Genomic DNA, 15,925 nt, shown 5'->3' with positions numbered 1-15,925 from the left:
GATCCAAACGGGAGGGGAGCAGCCTGATGCGGGTAGGAGTGCTGACCGGCGGGGGTGATTGCCCCGGGCTCAACGCCGTGATCCGGGCGGTCGTGCGCAAGGGCGTCAAGGAGCACGGTTTCGAGTTCGTCGGGTTCCGTGACGGCTGGCGAGGGCCGCTCGAGGGCGTCACGATGCCGCTCGGCATCGAGGAGTGCCGCGGCATCCTGCCGCGCGGCGGCACGATCCTCGGCTCGTCGCGGACCAACCCGTTCAAGCTCGACGACGGCGTCCAGCGGATCAAGGACAACCTGGCCGCGACCGGCGTCGACGCCCTGATCGCCATCGGCGGCGAGGACACCCTCGGCGTCGCCACCAAGCTCGCCGACCTCGGCGTCAACGTCGTCGGGGTGCCGAAGACGATCGACAACGACCTGTCCGGCACCGACTTCACCTTCGGCTTCGACACCGCGGTCAACATCGCGACCGAGGCCATCGACCGGCTCCACACCACTGCCGAGTCCCACCACCGGGTCCTCGTCGTCGAGGTGATGGGCAGGCACGCCGGCTGGATCGCCCTGCACTCCGGCATCGCCGGCGGCGCGAGCATCGTGCTGATCCCCGAGCAGCCGTTCGACATCGACGAGGTGTGCTCGCTGGTGCAGCGGCGCTTCGGGTCGAAGTACGCCCCGATCCTGGTCGTCTCCGAGGGCGCGGTCCCGCGCGACGGCACGGGCATGACGTTGCAGAGCGGCGAGGTCGACGCCTTCGGTCACGTGCGCCTCGGCGGCATCGGCGACCGACTGGCCAAGGAGATCGAGGACCGCACCGGGGCGGAGGCGCGGGCCGTCGTACTCGGTCACGTGCAGCGGGGCGGCACCCCGACCGCCTTCGACCGGTGGCTGGCCACGCGCTTCGGACTGCAGGCGATCGGGGCGGTCGCTGACGGCGACTTCGGCGTGATGGTCGCGCTGCGCGGCAAGGACATCGTGCGGGTGCCGCTCGCTGAGGGCACCGGCGAGCTCAAGGTGGTCAGCCCCGAGGAGTACGCCGAGGCGCAGGTCTTCTTCGGCTGATCTGTCAGCCGGCAGCGCGGCGGGAAGCGACCCGGCGCAAGCTTGCTTGCTCCATGCTGTCGCTGGAGACGCGCTCGGCCAATCCAGCAATGCCTTCGGTTGGCTGATGACAGTCGTCCCCGCGCGCGTGAGACTCATCCCGTGTTCGCGCTGAGAGCTCCGCAGGCATTCGACGGCACCCGCTTCCTCCTCGGCGGTGCGACGGTCCTGGTCGAGGGGGAGAAGATCGTCGGGGTCGAGGCCCACGACTTCGCCGTCCCGGACGGCTGCGCCGTCACGTCGTACGACGGCACGCTGCTGCCCGGGCTCGTGGACGCCCACGTCCACCTGGTCGCCGACGGCAGTCCGGGTTCGCTCGAGCGGGTCGAGGGGATGTCGCCCGAGGAGATCGACGCGGCGATCGAGAAGACGCTGGCCGCCCAGGCCGCCAAGGGCGTGACGACCGTGCGTGACCTCGGCGACTGCGACTATCGCACGCTCGCCTTCCGAGACCGGCGCACGCCGGGACAGCCGAGGATCATCGCCGCCGGCCCGCCGATCACGACCACGGGCGGACACTGTCACTTCCTCGGCAGTCAGGCCGACGGCGCCGACGCCCTGCGCGCCGCTGTGGCCGAGCACCACGAGCGCGGCGTCGACGTCATCAAGGTGATGGCGAGCGGCGGCTTCCTCACGGTGGGCACCGACATGTTCGGCGTGCAGTACGAGGCGACCGATCTGGCGATCGTCGTCGAGGCGGCGCACGCGGTCGGTCTTCAGGTGCTCGCCCACGCGCACTCGATCCGGGGGATCGAGGCGGCGCTCGCTGCTGGGGTCGACTGCATCGAGCACTTCAGCGGTATCTCGGAGGACGGGAGCGTCATCTCCGACGACCTCCTCGACCGGGTCGCTGCGGCCGGGATCATGGTCGACCCGACGATGGGCTTCGACCAGTCGCTGCTCGCTTTCATGCCGCCTCCGCCGCCGCAGGCGCTGGAGGTCATGGCGAAGACGGGGATGGACTTCGGTTCGATGCTGGCGCGCGGCTTCGAGACCGCCGCCCGGCTGCGCGCCCACGGGATCCGTGTCGTCCCCGGGGTCGACTCGGGCGCGATGCCGCTCAAGGCCCACGGCAACGAGTGGATCGCCATCGCCGACCTGGTCCGCGCAGGCTGGCCGGTCGAGGAAGCGCTCGCCGCCGGCACCTCCGGCGCTGCGGACGCGTGCGGGGTCGGTGACGTCACCGGACGGCTGGCCGTCGGCTACGACGCCGATCTCCTCGTCGTTCGCGGCGACGTCGCCGCCGACGCCTCGGCCCTCGGCGAGACCGAGGCGGTCGTGGTGCGCGGCCACCCCGTCTGAACCTTCCCGAAAGCGGTAACTGGGGAGGGTGACGTCCGGGGACCCGGACCAGGCATCGGGAGGATCTCGGGATGACAGCGTCGACCACCGACGAACACACGCCGACGGGCGACCAGCCCCACGAGCTCAAGCGGGTGATGGGCCCCCGCCTGCTCCTCCTCTTCATCGTCGGCGACATCCTCGGCGCAGGTGTCTACGCCGTGACCGGCAAGCTCGCCGGACAGGTCGGCGGCATCGCGTGGCTGCCGTTCCTGCTGGCCTTCGCGGTGGCGACCCTGACGGCCTTCTCCTACCTCGAGCTGGTCACGAAGTTCCCCCAGGCGGCGGGAGCCGCCCTCTACGCCCACAAGGCGTTCGGCATCCACTTCGTCACGTTCCTCGTCGCCTTCACGGTGGTCTGCTCAGGCATCACCAGCGCCTCGACCTCGTCGAGCCTGCTGGCCAACAACCTGCTGCTCGGGCTGCACGAGATCTGGGGCGGCGTGCCGACCACCAGCGGCTGGGCGCTGTTCGTGGCGCTCTGCTTCATGCTCCTGCTGGCCGCGATCAACCTGCGCGGCGTGGGGGAGAGCGTGAAGTTCAACATCGTGCTCACGCTGATCGAGATGGCGGCCCTCGCCATCGTGATCGCCATCGGCTTCGCCGTCATCGCCCGCGGCGACGGCGACTTCGACCGGGTCACCGTCTTCGAGAACCCCGACGACAAGGGCCTGTTCCTTGCGGTCACCATCGCGACGACGATCGCCTTCTTCGCGATGGTCGGCTTCGAGGACTCGGTCAACATGGTCGAGGAGACCCGTGAGCCGGAGCGAATCTTCCCGCGGATGATGTTCACCGGGCTCGGCATCGCAGCGGTGATCTACATGCTGGTCGCCGTGTCGGTCGTCGTCGTGATCCCGGCCGGCGACATCGCGGCGCCCACCAACCCCGACGCCGGCATCCTCATCGACGTCGTGAAGCGGGGTGCCCCCGATCTCCCGATCGACGACTTCTTCCCCTTCATGACCGTCTTCGCGGTCGCCAACACGGCGTTGATCAACATGCTGATGGCGAGCCGGCTGGTCTACGGCATGGCCCGCCAGCAGGTCCTGCCGTCCGGCCTCGGCAAGGTGCTGCCCGGCAGGCGCGCGCCGTGGGCGGCCATCGCCTTCACGACGGCGCTGGCCCTGGCGCTCATCGTCGCGGTCGTCAAGCTGAGCGACACGACGATCGGCGACCCCGACAAGGGCACCGAGGTGTCGGTGGTGAGCGCGCTGTCCGGCACCACGGCGCTGCTGCTCCTGGCCGTCTTCACGGTCGTCAACATCGCCTGCCTCGTGCTGCGCCGCGACCCGGGCGACGGCACCTCCTTCAAGGCGCCGGTCGTCGTCCCGGTGCTGGGCGCCGTCACCTGTGCCTACCTCCTCGGGCCGTGGGCCCGGCTCGAGGCCGACCAGGTTCAATACGTCATCGCGGCGGCGCTGCTGGGACTCGGTGTCGTGCTGTGGGGTGTGACCCGGATCTTCCACACCCCCGAGGGCGGGCACTTCGCCGACATCGAGCACATGGACATCGATCCCACGGACGACCCGCGATAGCAGACGGGGGGGCGGGTCGCCGTACCCTTGGAGGGTGAGCATCCCCTCCCTCGAGCAGCTGCACGCCATGGGCGCCGCGCAGCAGCCGAACTACGACGACCCGGCCGCTGTGGCCGCTGCCGTCGCGCGGCTGCGGACCATGCCGCCGCTGGTGTTTGCTGGCGAGTGCGACGAGCTGAAGGCGAAGATCGCCGCGGCCAGCCGCGGCGAGGCCTTCATCCTCCAGGGGGGCGACTGCGCGGAGACGTTCGTCGACGCCACCGCCGACAACGTGCGCAACAAGCTGCGCGTGCTGCTGCAGATGGCGGTCGTGCTCACCTACGCAGCGTCCGTGCCGGTGGTCAAGGTCGGTCGGCTCGCAGGGCAGTACGCCAAGCCGCGCTCCAGCGACATGGAGACGCGCGCCGTCGGCGGCGAGCAGGTCACGCTGCCGGCCTACCGCGGCGACGCCGTCAACGGCTTCGAGTTCACGCCCGAGTCCCGTCGGCCCGACCCGCAGCGGCTGCTCGACGTCTACCACGCGTCGGCCTCCACGCTGAACCTCGTGCGCGCCTTCACGACCGGTGGCTACGCCGACCTGCGCCAGGTCCACACCTGGAACTCCGAGTTCGTGCGCAACAGCCCGGTCGGTCAGCACTACGAGGCGATGGCCGCCGAGATCGACCGCGCCCTGACCTTCATGAAGGCCATCGGCGCCGCCGACCCCGACGAGTTCCACCGGGTCGACTTCTACTCGTCCCACGAGGCGCTGCTGCTCGAGTACGAGCACGCGATGACGCGCACCGACTCGCGCACCGAGCTGCCCTACAACGTGTCCGCCCACATGGTCTGGATCGGTGAGCGCACCCGCCAGCTCGACGGCGCCCACGTCGAATACTTCAGCCGGATCCGCAACCCGATCGGCTGCAAGCTCGGTCCGACCGCGACCGCCGACGACGCTCTGTCGCTCGCGACCAAGCTCAACCCGACCAACGAGCCGGGCCGGCTCACCTTCATCACCCGCTTCGGCGCCGGCAAGATCCGCGACGGCCTGCCCGCGCTGGTCGAGAAGGTGACCGCCGAGGGTGTCGACGTGGCCTGGGTGTGCGACGCGATGCACGGCAACACCTTCGAGGCCTCCAACGGCTACAAGACCCGTCGCTTCGAGGACGTTCTTGACGAGGTGCGGGGCTTCTTCGAGGTCCACCGCGCACTCGGCACGGTCCCGGCCGGCATCCTGGTCGAAAACACCGGCGACGACGTCACCGAGATCATCGGTGGCGGCGAGGAGCTCACCGAGCAGGGTCTCGCTCACCGCTACGAGTCCGTGGTCGACCCGCGCCTCAACCGGGTGCAGTCGCTGGAGATGGCTTTCCGCGTGGCCGACATGCTGCGCAAATCCTGACCCGGTCCTACATTGGGTGGATGCGCACCCGCACGCTCCTCGCTTCCCTGGGGCTCGGCTCGGCGACCTTGCTCGCCGCCCTTGTCGCCGCCCCCTCCGCCATCGGTGGTGCGGTGATCGTCACCGTCGCCGACAACAGCTTCTCGCCGACCGCCAAGACCGTGCCACAGGGTCAGACGATCGGCTGGTCCTTCACCGGGTCCAACACGCACACGGCCACCTCCAACCAGGCCTTCTTCGACAGCGGTTTCCGTTCCTCGGGACAGTTCAACGCCGGCTTCAACTCGGCCGGCCGCTTCCCCTACCACTGCAGCATCCACGCGACGATGAAGGGCAGCATCGTTGTGCCGATGAAGGCCGACGGCACGCCGAGCACCGGCTGGACGCTGCGGTGGTCCACCGGTTCTGCCCCAGCCGGCCGTGCGTTCGACGTCCAGTTCCGCCGGCAGGGCACCACTGACTGGCGCGTCCTGCTGACCAACACGCATGCCGCGACCAAGTTCTACAACCCGGCGCAGAACGGCACCTACGAGTTCCGGGCCCGCACGTCCAACACCGCTGCCGGCAAGGAGTCGGGCTGGTCGCCGACGCTCACGAAGCAGATCTCGTGATCGATCTCCGCTCCGACACGGTCACCCGACCGACGGAGGGGATGCGTGCTGCCATGGCGCGCGCGGATGTGGGCGACGACGTCTACGGCGAGGACCCGACCGTCCGCGCGCTCGAGGAGCGGGTCGCCGGCCTGCTCGGCCACGAGGCGGCGCTCTTCACCCCGACCGGCTCGATGGCCAACGTGCTCGCCGTCGGGCTGCTCGTCGCGCCCGGGCAGGAGGTGCTCTGCGAGGCGCGGGCGCACATCGCGCGTGCGGAGCTCGGTGCCCACGGCGCCGTCTCCGGCGTGACGATGCGGACCTGGTCGTCGCCTCGCGGCCAGGTCGACGTCGCGGTGCTCGCCGACCTGTTCGCCCCTGATCTCGGCCCGTTCTTCGTGCGGACCGCGGCCATCTCGGTCGAGAACACCCACAACTTCGCCGGGGGAGCGGTCCTCCCGTTGGCCGACCTGAAGGCGCTGCGTGCCTTCGCCGACGAGCACTCCGTCGCGGTCCACCTCGACGGGGCCCGGCTCTGGAACGCCCACGTCGCGACCGGCGTGTCCCTCGAGGAGTACGGCGCCGTGGCCGATGTCGCTGCCGTGTGCCTCTCCAAGGGGCTCGGCGCTCCGGTGGGCTCGCTCGTCGTCGGTCCCGCGGCGCTGATCGCTGAGGCTCGGGTGCGGCGCAAGCGGCTGGGCGGCGGGATGCGCCAGGTCGGCGTACTCGCTGCTGGTGGGTTGTATGCCCTCGACCACCACGTCGATCGGCTTGCTGATGACCACGCCCACGCACGGCTGCTCGCCGAGGCCTGCGGAGTCGATCCCGCAGGCGTCGACACCAACATCGTCGCGTTCGACGTGGCGGACGCTCCGGCCTACGTGGCCGCGGCGCGGGAGGCGGGCGTGCTCGTGGGCGCTGTGGGGGCGCGAACGGTCCGGCTCGTGACGCACCTCGACGTCAGTCGCGCGGACACCGCGCAGGCCGTGGCGGCGCTGGCGAGGCTGTAGTCGTCACATCGTGCCGCTGGCCATCGCCATCGCGATGACGAGGCAGATCAACGCTGTGATCGAGACGACCACGATGTAGGCGCGGTGAACCCGCATCCCATTGCCCTGCCGATGGCCGTGGGTCAGGTCGTCCGGAGTGGCTCCTGCGTGGACGGCCAGCTGTGCATCCGTCAGGAGGTGCTTGCGTCGGGTGGTGGTGCTCGTGTGGTGGTCCATGGAGGTGATTCGTCGCGGACCGGGATTCGGCTCGGAGTCAGGGCGCCGGATCCACCTGGACTGGGGGACTACCGAGTGCGGTGAGATCCACGCCGGCCTCGGGCAGGGCATCGACCGGCTCGACGATGCCGTTGAAGCCCTGGGTCGCGTCGGCAAGAGCCAGCAGGTTGGCGGGCTCGTAGCCGCCCTCCTGGAAGTGGTTGACCGCGCTGCTCGCGACCCGGACCGAGATCGCGCGCTCAGTCGTCAGTCGTCGCCGACCGCCGATGAAGGCGCCGGCATCCTTGCCGATCCCGAGGGAGCTCTTCCCGCGAAGGACCAGGTTGTCGGCCCGGTAGAGCAGGTTGAGCGGATTGTGCCGGATCGGGTCGTGGCCGCTGTTGGCGTAGTGGTTGAGCAGCGGTACGTCGAACACCAGGCCAGCCGCGTGCGCCTCGCGGGCCATCCACAACAGGGCCGTGTCCGAGAGGCCGGTCTCCGCGTAGCCACCGCCGACATCGGAGTGAGCGCCCTCGAACCACACCTGCTTGACGCGCAGGTCCTCGGCCGGACCGTCGGTCGGTGGCTCCGACACCTCCCAGAGCGACGGCGCGAACTTCAACCGGGTCTCGTCGATCGCCAGCGCCTGGCGGGCGCGCAGGACGCCGGCACCCAGGCGCACATTGTGGAACTGCGGCGCGAACTTCATGAAGCCCGGCACTCCGAGCGCACCCACGGTGTCGAACACACCGAGGAAGTTCACCTCGGCCGCGTGGCAGTGGTCGTGCTTGAACTCCTCGACGCTCTCGCCGAAGGCTCCCGTACGTGGCTTCCTCTGCTGGTAGCGCGCGACCGCCGCCGGAAGGCGTTCCTCGACCAGGGAGAGGCGGGTCAGTAGACCGACGCGCCCGATCATCCCGGCCAGCGACCGGGCCGTGTAGGCGCCGCGGCTGAAGCCGACGATGAAGATCTCGTCGCCCGGCTCGTAGTTCTGGGCGAGGAAGCGGTAGGCGGCGACGACGTTGCGGAACAGGCCGAAGCCGAACGCGCCCCCGAGTACCTCGTCAGCCTTGTAGCTCCCTGTGCCGACCCCGCCGACGTAGTAGACGAGCTGGTAGGCACGCCCCGATGCGGCCGGGTCGGTCTGGATCGTGCGCGCGATCTTCTCGACGTTGGTGATGGTCTCGCTGTCCGGCTTGTTCCACGTCCCGTCGCAGCACACGACCAAGCGCTTCATGCCTCCGAGGCTAGACCTCGGCAACGTGGTCAGCCCGGTTTGGGCGTGCGCGTCGGCCTACGCGCACTGCTCGATTCGGCTCACCGCCCACACGGCCAGGAAGAGGCGATCAACGGAGATGACGGCGACGCAGCGCTTCTGGGAGGCACGTAGTCGAAGCTTCCTGACGAGGAGCGGCTCCCATCGCTGTCGAGGGTCAGGTCGACCGGGGCTCAGTGCCCGCACAGGTCGATCGAGGGGAGCGTGCCCGAGAAGTCGGTGGGCAGCTCCCCGTGCTTGATGGGGCCGCCCTCGTGGGCGTACAGACCTCCGTCGGGATAGGAGACGAACTCACGGCCGCTGCGGTCGTGGCAGCGGGACCGCTCGGAAAGGATGCGTGCTCCGTCGCTTTCGCAGCCCGTGTAGTCAGCGGGCAGGAGCTTGCCCTCTACCCAGACCTGATCGCAGGGCGGCGCGTCGGCCGTGGTTGCGGACAACATCGCCGGTCGCCGATCTTCACGCGGGCGCTGTCCTGCGTCGTCGTTCTCGTGTGAGCAGCCCGACAGGGCGAGCAGCGCGACCGACGTGAGAGACAAGGCTCGTCGAATGTCCACAGTTGGATGACGGTCCCCGAGGGCCGGGCGTTCCGTCAACGCTGAGTCCGGCATCAGCAGGCCGCAACTGGGTAGCGGCCATGTGGAACTGATGGGGAAGAAGGGAGAACCCACCCATGTCTAGATCTGACTCCAGGGACCAGGATTCATCGCTCGACGACGTCACCTCAGATCCGGCCCGCGATGACCAGTCAGGAAGCGACTGGTCCACCGAGGGAGGCGCGACCGAAGCCGGTCCTGCCACGGACACGAACGAACCGGACGAGGACCCGGACCGATCGTGACGCCCCGGGGTGCCCGGCAGGAACGTCGGAAACGCCCGACTCGGATCTAGCGGGTCGGGATGGCCAGCACCCTCATGGTGCCGGTGGCGTAGGAGGAGTGACCTGCGTCGAGGTAGTCACCGTTCGATAGATGCTGATGTCGTCGTAAACGGCGCCTCCGTCCTCGCAAAGGATGACGGCCCTGCCATCGTCATGAACCATGAGTTCGATGTGTGCTCCGTTGTACGTCCCTGGCACCACGATCGTCGTATCCGTAGTGCCAGGTGTAACGGATTTCACGGTCGCCGACCAGGAGCTCGCGGCGACAATTGCGGCAGTCCAGGTGCCCGGAAGCTGGACTGATACAGACCCTTGGCCAGACTCATTCGTGTTGCTGCCGAACTCCCAATAACCCACGTCGTACCGGATCACCTTGGCGCCCATGGCGCTGGTTCGTAGGTCGACTCCTGCGATCGTTCCGTTCTTGATGTCACCGCTCGTGATCGACTCGTCCAAGATTCTGGTGCTGATCACACTGTCGACCGCGAGCTTCGGCGTGGTGATGGCACTGTTGGCGATCTGGTCAGTGGTCACCAAGGCGGCAGCCATACTCGGCACGGGGGAGACGTAGAGGGCAAGGCCGATGAAGGCGTAGACCGCCCTTTGGCGACGGAGGTGGGCGCCGAGAGAACTGAGGCGTGCAGACATGGCGGGCCTTTCAGTCGGGCGGGAGTCCTTCACTATGCGCCCGTTTGGCCGTCGTCGTACCGAGTCCGAGTCATTCGCTGCTCGCCAAGCCGGCCCAGCAACGGCCGCAATTGCGCGCAGGCCGAGCGGCATTGGCGTGCACGTCGGTGCCTCCCGAAGGGAGGTGCCGCTTCCGACAGAGACCACGGACCACACTCAGCATTGCTCTGGGTCAGTGGCCACAGTGCCCGCGAGTCTCCTTTACCGCTGAGACGACCGACTCGCTGAGACGACCTCGCCCTGTACCTGTCAGATCGGAGCGCATGCCGCGCGACGCTCGACCGTCTCGGCGTGTTGCCGCGACACGCCGAGGGACCCGTCGGTGTGACCGAGGTCTCCGAATCCATGCGGACAGCACCATCCGTTCTCTCTGGAGGTCCTTCATGCGTGTCCCCAAGCCCAGCCCCTCATTGGCGGTCGCAGTCGCGGCCCTCGTCGTCTCCCTCGGAGGCACCTCCTATGCAGTGGCCCAGATCGGATCGGCTGACATCGTCGACGACTCGGTGCGGTCCATCGACGTCACCGACGGCACCCTGCGCTCCCGGGACATCAGGGACGGCGGCGTTCGCCTCGCGGACCTCTCCGACGGTGCCCGGCAGGCTGGGCCAGTGGGCCCGCAGGGGCCCCAGGGTCCAGCCGGTCCTGCCGGTGCAGGGCGCTGGCTGCTGATCAATGCTGCTGGTGAGATCGAGGCTCAGTCGGGGGGCTTCACGATCGCGGCTGCCTATCCGACCCTCCCCAACACGTTGCCGCTGCCGGAGAACAACTCTCTTCGCGCATCGGGCAACGTCTACATCAATGCCGGAGAGGACTTGAGCAACAACGGCCTGGTGGCCGTCATCGCCTTGCAGAACCAGCTCGACCAGAACGCCGACGGAGTCACCAACGGGCGGTCGCCGAACCCGGACTCCAACCCGGAGTTCTCCGGTGAGATCTCGACGACCGTGTGCGGCGTGGCCAACGTCGTCGTCTGCGCCCCCCCGGGCACCAACGAGACGACTCACTTCGTGGTCAGTCCTCGCAACAGCGACGGCACGGTCACCATGCCGGGCGCGCGCAAGCGGTTCTACGTGATCGTCTCCGGCGACTCGACGAACTGACATCGGGACGACCCCCGACCCGGGAACACGGGTCGGGGGTCGTTGTGGTCTCCACCCCAACGCCCAGCAACACATCGCGTCCGCTAGTTGGCAGCTCCGCACGCTGCGAGCGGCAATTTCGGGCGCTTGCGAAGCAGCCCCGCGGGTTACTGGCGGCGATCCGATCAACCTGGTTGATTCGATCAGCGCCGATCAGCTCGACACGCACCGAGCGTGCTCTCGGCAGTCGGCTGCGGGCGTCTCGATACGTCCTCGCGCCAGAGCGCTCGGACTACTCGACGAGCGGAAGTCGGCAGTAGCGGGCGCTTCCGGGTCCGGGCATGCCGATGGCCCCGCTGGTGGGCGGGGTCATCAAGCGATGGGTGGTCGAACGCGGTCAGTGTTCGGGGAAGCCGGGGTCGGCCCAGGGTGGTTCGTCGTCCGCGGGATATCTGGGGACGGGTGGTTCGAGGGCGTGGGTGCCTTGGGGTCCGACGATGAATCTTCGACCGTTCTTTGAGGTCCAGAGGTAGAGGCCGGGTTCGAGGATCTCGTAGACCCAGAACTCGAACGTCTTGGCCCGGTGATGTCGCCGGCAGAGGGGGACGAGGTTGCAGGGGCAGGTCGGTCCGCCCTTGTTGTGGGGCACGACATGGTCGAGGTCGCAGTGTTCGGCGCGGCGGGTGCAGTGCGGTGCTCGGCAGTACGGGTCGCGCATCTCCACGATCAACCGGAGCCGGTCGGGGATCTCGTAGGAGTCGATCGGATGGTGGCCGGCCAGGTCGATCACCGGCCGCACGATGACCGTGGTGCCCTCGGCGGCGGCCCAGGCGCGGATCTGCTCCACGGTGATCGGAGTCTGGGTGTTCTCCAGCCGGGCCACGTTGGCGGGCTCGACGGCAGTGTTGGGAGTGCTGCCGGTGATCGCGGCCTCGGACAGGTGGACCCGCAGCTCGAGGGTGCGGCCCTTCAACGTCTTCTTGATCTCACCAGTCTCGGGATCAGCGATCGGGAGGTCGAGGGAGAGGTCGCCGCGAGCGATCTCCCCTAACGCGATCGAACGACGTACGTCCAACGAGTCGGTGGACCCGGAGAGGCGGAGCTCCTCGGCGCGGCGGGCGACCGCTTCTTCCAGGGCGAGGGCATCAGCAAGATCCAGCACTGAGGCCTGGCCGACCACCCCGTCCGTGGTCTCTTGGAGGTCGATGGTGCAGTGCCGCCGGTCCGCGGCGTCCTGGCGTCGTTCTTCCGCAGCGTCGGGGTCGAACCGGTCGATCGCCTCAATGACCACCCGGTCGATCTGGGTCCAGGTGCAGCCGCCGAGAGCGAAGCCGAGGTGGCGGTCGACGAACGCCGCGGCTTCCGGCGACAGGCTGCGAGTGCGTTCGGCGACCTTGAGCGCTTTCCAGACCGGGACCTTCCCGGCGAGCACCGCGTCGCGGATGGCGGGGAGTCGCCAGCCGACCTCGATCACGTTCCCGACGTAGGTCCGACCCGAGTCCAGCGACCTCCCGAGGGTGGCGCACGGCTCCTGGAGAGCGAACTCCGACACCAGCGGTGCACTGGGCCCGGCGATCGGGATGCCGGTATCGACGTAGGAGTCCCGGATCGTCGCCGCGCCCTCGGGGTCGTCGACCACGTTGGCATCAGCCCAGGCGATCAGGTTGCTGAACTCCTCGACCTCAACTCGACGCCGCAGACCCACGCCGGTGGCGAGGTCGTCGAGGAGTTCGCTGGTCGTCCGGTTCATGTTCCATATTCAACACGAGACCACCGACATTACCCCTCGACCGACTTCAGCGCTGTGGAGAAGGCCGTAGGAACGTCGCGGCGTCTCGATACGTCCTCGGCTAGCGCCTCGGACTACTCGACGAACCAGGGGCTCGGGGCTCCTCAACCGGCGGTGTGGTCGACCGATGGGTCATCCATGGAGGTGTCGGCGGCGCAGTCACCGGTGCGGGACGTCTATGGCCGCATGCGGCGGCTGTCGGCGGCGATCGATGACCCGGACAGCACGTTCGGGCAGCGCTGGCGCTGGACCGATGAGTACGTCGACCTGGCCGCTGAGCTCGCCGGGCAGGTCGGGGCTCGGCAGGCTGCCGGGGCTGAGATGGTCGATCGGGGGACGCGGCGGCGGGAGGCGCCGGACGGGTTCACGCCGCGGGTAGGACCTCGCGCGGACGGGACCGACCTCTACCTCTGACCGGCGATCTCCACGTCGCTGATCGCGGTGAAGTCGCGGGCGTCGGGCCCGTCGCCGGGTGCGGTGACGCCGTCCAGCCGCAGTTCGATCGTGCTCGTCGTGACGCCGTCGATCGGGGTGGTCTGCATCGACCTGGTGGCGGCCAGCTCCTGGGTGACCTCGGCGCCGTCGTCGAAGACCCAAGTGACGTCGGTGATGCGGCGGTTGCCCTGGTACCAGTCGTGGATGGGGTCGTTCTTCGCATAGCCGTTGATGAGCCCGACCTCGGTGATCGTGACGGGGCTGTCGAAGGTGAACGTGATGACCGATCCGGTGCCGTCGCCGACCATCCGCCAGCTCGTGCGCGGGTCGTCGTCGAGCATGTTGCCGGCGCCGAAGGTGACCTCCTGGCCGTCGCTGTCGAGGCTCGGGGGTGCGGTGTCGGGCACGTCGACGTCGGCTGGCGTCAGCGGGCCGGCCTCGGTGTCGGGGGTCGAGGACCCGGCCGTCTCCGACGGCTTGTGGTCGACCTTGTGCGTGCGCTCGGGGTCGGGCCGTGAAGGATCCTCGTCGCCGGACCCGCCGATCATGAGGAGCAGGCCGCCGACGGCCGCGACGACAGCAAGGAGCAGGAAGGCGAAGATCCACGGGAAGACCGCGCGCCGGCCCTTCCCGCGGCCGCGACCGCCACCGCCATCACTGAGCGGGACGGTCGGCACCACGACAGGGAACGGAGCCGGATCCGTCGGGGGAGCGGCCGGGGGCTCCGCAGCGGAGACCGTGTCGGCGAACAAGGGGTAGCGCGCGGTCGACGGCGCTGGACCGAGCGGCGGAGGCGGCGAGGTGTCGAGGGGGTTGTCGCCGTACGGATGGAGCGGCGGGATCTCGCCGGGCCGCACCGCGGTGGGGAAGTCCTCCACGCTGGCGGGTGCGTCGGCGGGCGGGACCGGCACGCGGGCACCGCAATTGGTGCAGTACCGCCCGATGCCGAGCTGGTGACCGCAGTTGGTGCAGTACCTCATCTTGGAACGACCCCCCGGTTGAAGTCGTAGGGACTCTAACCCGCCGGCGTGATCGATGCCGCTTCGGCGGGTCCGCGGCCGACGAGTGGGGGCAGCTGGCGGACCGCCTGCGCGAGGGCGCGCAGCTCCGACCCGTGCAGCGCCTGCGGGCCGTCGCAGAGGGCGACCTCCGGGTCGGGGTGGACGTCGACGATGACCCCGTCGGCGCCCACGCCGATCGCGGCCCGGGCGAGCGGTACGACCAGGTCGCGGCGTCCGGCGGCGTGCGACGGGTCGACGATCACCGGCAGGTGGCTCGCGGACTGCGCGATCGGGACGGCGGAGATGTCGAGGGTGTTGCGGGTGGCCGGTTCGAAGGTCCGGATGCCGCGCTCGCAGAGCACGATGTCGAGGTTGCCGCGTTGCGCGACGTATTCAGCCGCCATCAGCCACTCCTCGATCGTGGCCGTCATCCCGCGCTTGAGCAGGACCGGCTTGCCCGCCTCGCCGACCGCCTGCAGCAAGCCGAAGTTGGCCATGTTGCGGGTGCCGATCTGCAGCATGTCGGCCTGTTCGGCGACCTCGGCGACGTCGCGCGCATCGACCACCTCGGTCACGACGGGGAGTCCGGTCGCCTCGCCGACCGCCGCGAGGATGTCGAGGCCCTTGCGGCCGAGTCCCTGGAAGGCGTACGGCGAGGTGCGCGGCTTGTAGGCCCCGCCCCTCAGCAGCGTGGCACCGGCGGCCTTGGCCATGATGGCCGCCTCGAGGGTCTGCTCGGGGGTCTCGACCGCACAGGGACCCGCGATGAACGTGAAGGTCATCGGCCCGATCGGCACCTGGGCGCCGACCTTGCCGACCCACACCGTGGAGCGCTCGGGGTGGTGCTGGCGGCTGACGAGCTTGTAGGGGTCGGAGATCCGGTGCACGGCAGCGACGCCGCGCATCGCGCGCAGGTTGAGGCCGTGGAAGCCGTCGATGTCGCCGACCAGGCCGATGATCGTGCGCACCACACCCTGGGACACGAAGGCTTTGCCGCCGAGCGCTTCGACGCGCTCGACGACGTGCGCGACGTCCTCAGCGGTGGCGTCCGCCGCCATGACCACGACCATGGTCGTCGAGGCTAGGCGGTGGGCGGCCTTCAGGCCGGCACTGTCCGGCGCTTGACCTCTGCCTCCAGATCTTGCAGATCGTGCTCGAGCATCCGCTTGGTGCGGTCGTAGCTGAAGCCGCCGAAGAACTTCCAGCTGAGCTTCTCCGCAGGCGTCCGATCGGACTCGATCATCGTGGTCGTCATGGCGAAACGGGTCTGCCCGCCGCTCGCGCCCTGAGGCGTGAGGCGGTAGGCCGTCCGGATCGTGTCGTGGCCGAGCTTGGTGTCGACGACGGAGCGTCGTTCGGACTCGCACTCGACGACGTGGAGCTCCTCCTCGCCGTGGTGGCCGAAGAGCGTCCGTTTCTCGTGCCAGACGGTGCCGACGCCGTAGTCGCCCTCGGTGAGCTTCTCGCTCCCGCTGACGCTGCGGAAGATCTGGTCGGCGCGGCCGACATCGGTGATCACGTCCCAGACCACGCTCGGTGGTGCCGGGATCGTCGCGTTGAGGATGATGACGTGACTGGCCATGGGTGCCCTTTCTGCCCCCAGACCCTCCATGGTGCTCCTGCGGAGCG

16 protein-coding genes are annotated in these 15,925 nt (G+C 69.1%); 8 read left to right on the top strand and 8 right to left on the bottom strand.

Annotated features, from left to right (window positions below; all coding sequences use genetic code 11):
- Positions 1-26: 26 nt before the first annotated feature.
- The 6 genes from F0U44_RS15065 to F0U44_RS15040 all read left to right on the top strand — a co-directional run bounded on the left by F0U44_RS15065 (position 27) and on the right by F0U44_RS15040 (position 6,957).
- Positions 27-1,055 carry a 6-phosphofructokinase gene (locus F0U44_RS15065; RefSeq protein WP_149729173.1) on the top strand — a complete coding sequence of 343 codons (1,029 nt, stop codon included), beginning with the start codon at positions 27-29 and terminating at the stop codon, positions 1,053-1,055.
- 141 nt (positions 1,056-1,196) lie between these two features.
- A complete protein-coding gene (locus F0U44_RS15060) occupies positions 1,197-2,396 on the top strand; it encodes an amidohydrolase family protein (RefSeq protein WP_188113505.1) in 1,200 nt (399 codons plus the stop codon).
- A gap of 71 nt (positions 2,397-2,467) precedes the next feature.
- Complete coding sequence (locus F0U44_RS15055; protein WP_149729171.1) at positions 2,468-3,973, top strand: APC family permease; 1,506 nt, start codon at positions 2,468-2,470, stop codon at positions 3,971-3,973.
- A gap of 34 nt (positions 3,974-4,007) precedes the next feature.
- Positions 4,008-5,357, top strand: coding sequence for a class II 3-deoxy-7-phosphoheptulonate synthase (locus tag F0U44_RS15050; RefSeq protein WP_368732094.1), 1,350 nt, complete (start codon positions 4,008-4,010; stop codon positions 5,355-5,357).
- A 20-nt stretch (positions 5,358-5,377) separates the two neighbouring features.
- Positions 5,378-5,968, top strand: a complete 591-nt coding sequence (locus tag F0U44_RS15045; RefSeq protein ID WP_149729170.1) for a cupredoxin domain-containing protein — start codon at positions 5,378-5,380, stop codon at positions 5,966-5,968.
- Positions 5,965-6,957 (top strand): threonine aldolase family protein, encoded by a 993-nt coding sequence (locus F0U44_RS15040; RefSeq protein WP_149729169.1) that lies wholly within the window; start codon positions 5,965-5,967, stop codon positions 6,955-6,957. The genes F0U44_RS15045 and F0U44_RS15040 overlap by 4 nt, the downstream gene beginning before the upstream one ends.
- 3 nt (positions 6,958-6,960) lie before the next feature.
- Here the strand turns inward: F0U44_RS15040 and F0U44_RS15035 are convergent, their stop codons facing one another.
- The 4 genes from F0U44_RS15035 to F0U44_RS15020 all read right to left on the bottom strand — a co-directional run bounded on the left by F0U44_RS15035 (position 6,961) and on the right by F0U44_RS15020 (position 9,953).
- Positions 6,961-7,173, bottom strand: coding sequence for a hypothetical protein (locus tag F0U44_RS15035; protein ID WP_149729168.1), 213 nt, complete (start codon positions 7,171-7,173; stop codon positions 6,961-6,963).
- A 37-nt stretch (positions 7,174-7,210) separates the two neighbouring features.
- Positions 7,211-8,389: a T6SS phospholipase effector Tle1-like catalytic domain-containing protein gene (locus F0U44_RS15030; protein WP_149729167.1), complete on the bottom strand. Its 1,179-nt coding sequence runs from the start codon at positions 8,387-8,389 to the stop codon at positions 7,211-7,213.
- A gap of 212 nt (positions 8,390-8,601) precedes the next feature.
- Entirely contained in the window at positions 8,602-8,868 is a 267-nt protein-coding gene (locus tag F0U44_RS15025) for a hypothetical protein (protein WP_149729166.1), read from the bottom strand.
- 470 nt (positions 8,869-9,338) lie between these two features.
- The gene (locus F0U44_RS15020; RefSeq protein WP_149729165.1) at positions 9,339-9,953 is read right to left on the bottom strand and encodes a hypothetical protein; all 615 of its coding nucleotides are present in this window, start codon (positions 9,951-9,953) and stop codon (positions 9,339-9,341) included.
- 422 nt (positions 9,954-10,375) lie between these two features.
- Here F0U44_RS15020 and F0U44_RS15015 point away from each other — a divergent pair, with 422 nt between their 5' ends.
- A complete protein-coding gene (locus F0U44_RS15015) occupies positions 10,376-11,092 on the top strand; it encodes a hypothetical protein (RefSeq protein WP_149729164.1) in 717 nt (238 codons plus the stop codon).
- A gap of 376 nt (positions 11,093-11,468) precedes the next feature.
- On the opposite strand, the gene F0U44_RS15010 is transcribed toward F0U44_RS15015, so the two are convergent.
- Positions 11,469-12,821 (bottom strand): HNH endonuclease signature motif containing protein, encoded by a 1,353-nt coding sequence (locus tag F0U44_RS15010; protein ID WP_149729163.1) that lies wholly within the window; start codon positions 12,819-12,821, stop codon positions 11,469-11,471.
- A 177-nt stretch (positions 12,822-12,998) separates the two neighbouring features.
- Between F0U44_RS15010 and F0U44_RS15005 the strand changes: the two genes are divergently transcribed.
- Positions 12,999-13,274 (top strand): hypothetical protein, encoded by a 276-nt coding sequence (locus tag F0U44_RS15005; RefSeq protein ID WP_149729162.1) that lies wholly within the window; start codon positions 12,999-13,001, stop codon positions 13,272-13,274.
- On the opposite strand, the gene F0U44_RS15000 is transcribed toward F0U44_RS15005, so the two are convergent.
- Genes F0U44_RS15000 through F0U44_RS14990 form a run of 3 tightly spaced genes read right to left on the bottom strand, consistent with a single transcriptional unit; the run spans position 13,265 to position 15,878 of the window.
- Complete coding sequence (locus F0U44_RS15000) at positions 13,265-14,275, bottom strand: zinc ribbon domain-containing protein (RefSeq protein ID WP_149729161.1); 1,011 nt, start codon at positions 14,273-14,275, stop codon at positions 13,265-13,267. The genes F0U44_RS15005 and F0U44_RS15000 overlap by 10 nt on opposite strands.
- Before the next feature lie 35 nt (positions 14,276-14,310).
- Positions 14,311-15,366, bottom strand: coding sequence for a 3-deoxy-7-phosphoheptulonate synthase (gene aroF, locus F0U44_RS14995; protein ID WP_149729160.1), 1,056 nt, complete (start codon positions 15,364-15,366; stop codon positions 14,311-14,313).
- Positions 15,367-15,395: 29 nt separating this feature from the next.
- Positions 15,396-15,878, bottom strand: a complete 483-nt coding sequence (locus F0U44_RS14990) for an SRPBCC family protein (RefSeq protein ID WP_188113504.1) — start codon at positions 15,876-15,878, stop codon at positions 15,396-15,398.
- Between the last annotated feature and the right edge of the window lie 47 nt (positions 15,879-15,925).

The sequence above is a fragment of the Nocardioides humilatus genome, from assembly GCF_008373755.1.
GTDB classification, from domain to species: Bacteria; Actinomycetota; Actinomycetes; order Propionibacteriales; family Nocardioidaceae; genus Nocardioides; species Nocardioides humilatus.
The sequence above is the reverse complement of the archived record's forward strand: the minus strand, read 5'-3'. Positions and strand labels throughout refer to the sequence as shown.

Bases quoted from the DNA above. Each gene is read 5' to 3' on its own strand.
- F0U44_RS15025 (WP_149729166.1), bottom strand. From the start codon at position 8,868: ATGTTGTCCGCAACCACGGCCGACGCGCCGCCCTGCGATCAGGTCTGG.
- F0U44_RS15010 (WP_149729163.1), bottom strand. From the start codon at position 12,821: ATGAACCGGACGACCAGCGAACTCCTCGACGACCTCGCCACCGGCGTG.
- F0U44_RS15005 (WP_149729162.1), top strand. From the start codon at position 12,999: ATGGAGGTGTCGGCGGCGCAGTCACCGGTGCGGGACGTCTATGGCCGC.
- F0U44_RS15045 (WP_149729170.1), top strand. From the start codon at position 5,378: ATGCGCACCCGCACGCTCCTCGCTTCCCTGGGGCTCGGCTCGGCGACC.
- F0U44_RS15030 (WP_149729167.1), bottom strand. From the start codon at position 8,389: ATGAAGCGCTTGGTCGTGTGCTGCGACGGGACGTGGAACAAGCCGGAC.
- aroF (WP_149729160.1), bottom strand. From the start codon at position 15,366: ATGGTCGTGGTCATGGCGGCGGACGCCACCGCTGAGGACGTCGCGCAC.
- F0U44_RS15035 (WP_149729168.1), bottom strand. From the start codon at position 7,173: ATGGACCACCACACGAGCACCACCACCCGACGCAAGCACCTCCTGACG.
- F0U44_RS15000 (WP_149729161.1), bottom strand. From the start codon at position 14,275: ATGAGGTACTGCACCAACTGCGGTCACCAGCTCGGCATCGGGCGGTAC.
- F0U44_RS15015 (WP_149729164.1), top strand. From the start codon at position 10,376: ATGCGTGTCCCCAAGCCCAGCCCCTCATTGGCGGTCGCAGTCGCGGCC.
- F0U44_RS15020 (WP_149729165.1), bottom strand. From the start codon at position 9,953: ATGTCTGCACGCCTCAGTTCTCTCGGCGCCCACCTCCGTCGCCAAAGG.
- F0U44_RS15055 (WP_149729171.1), top strand. From the start codon at position 2,468: ATGACAGCGTCGACCACCGACGAACACACGCCGACGGGCGACCAGCCC.
- F0U44_RS15065 (WP_149729173.1), top strand. From the start codon at position 27: ATGCGGGTAGGAGTGCTGACCGGCGGGGGTGATTGCCCCGGGCTCAAC.
- F0U44_RS14990 (WP_188113504.1), bottom strand. From the start codon at position 15,878: ATGGCCAGTCACGTCATCATCCTCAACGCGACGATCCCGGCACCACCG.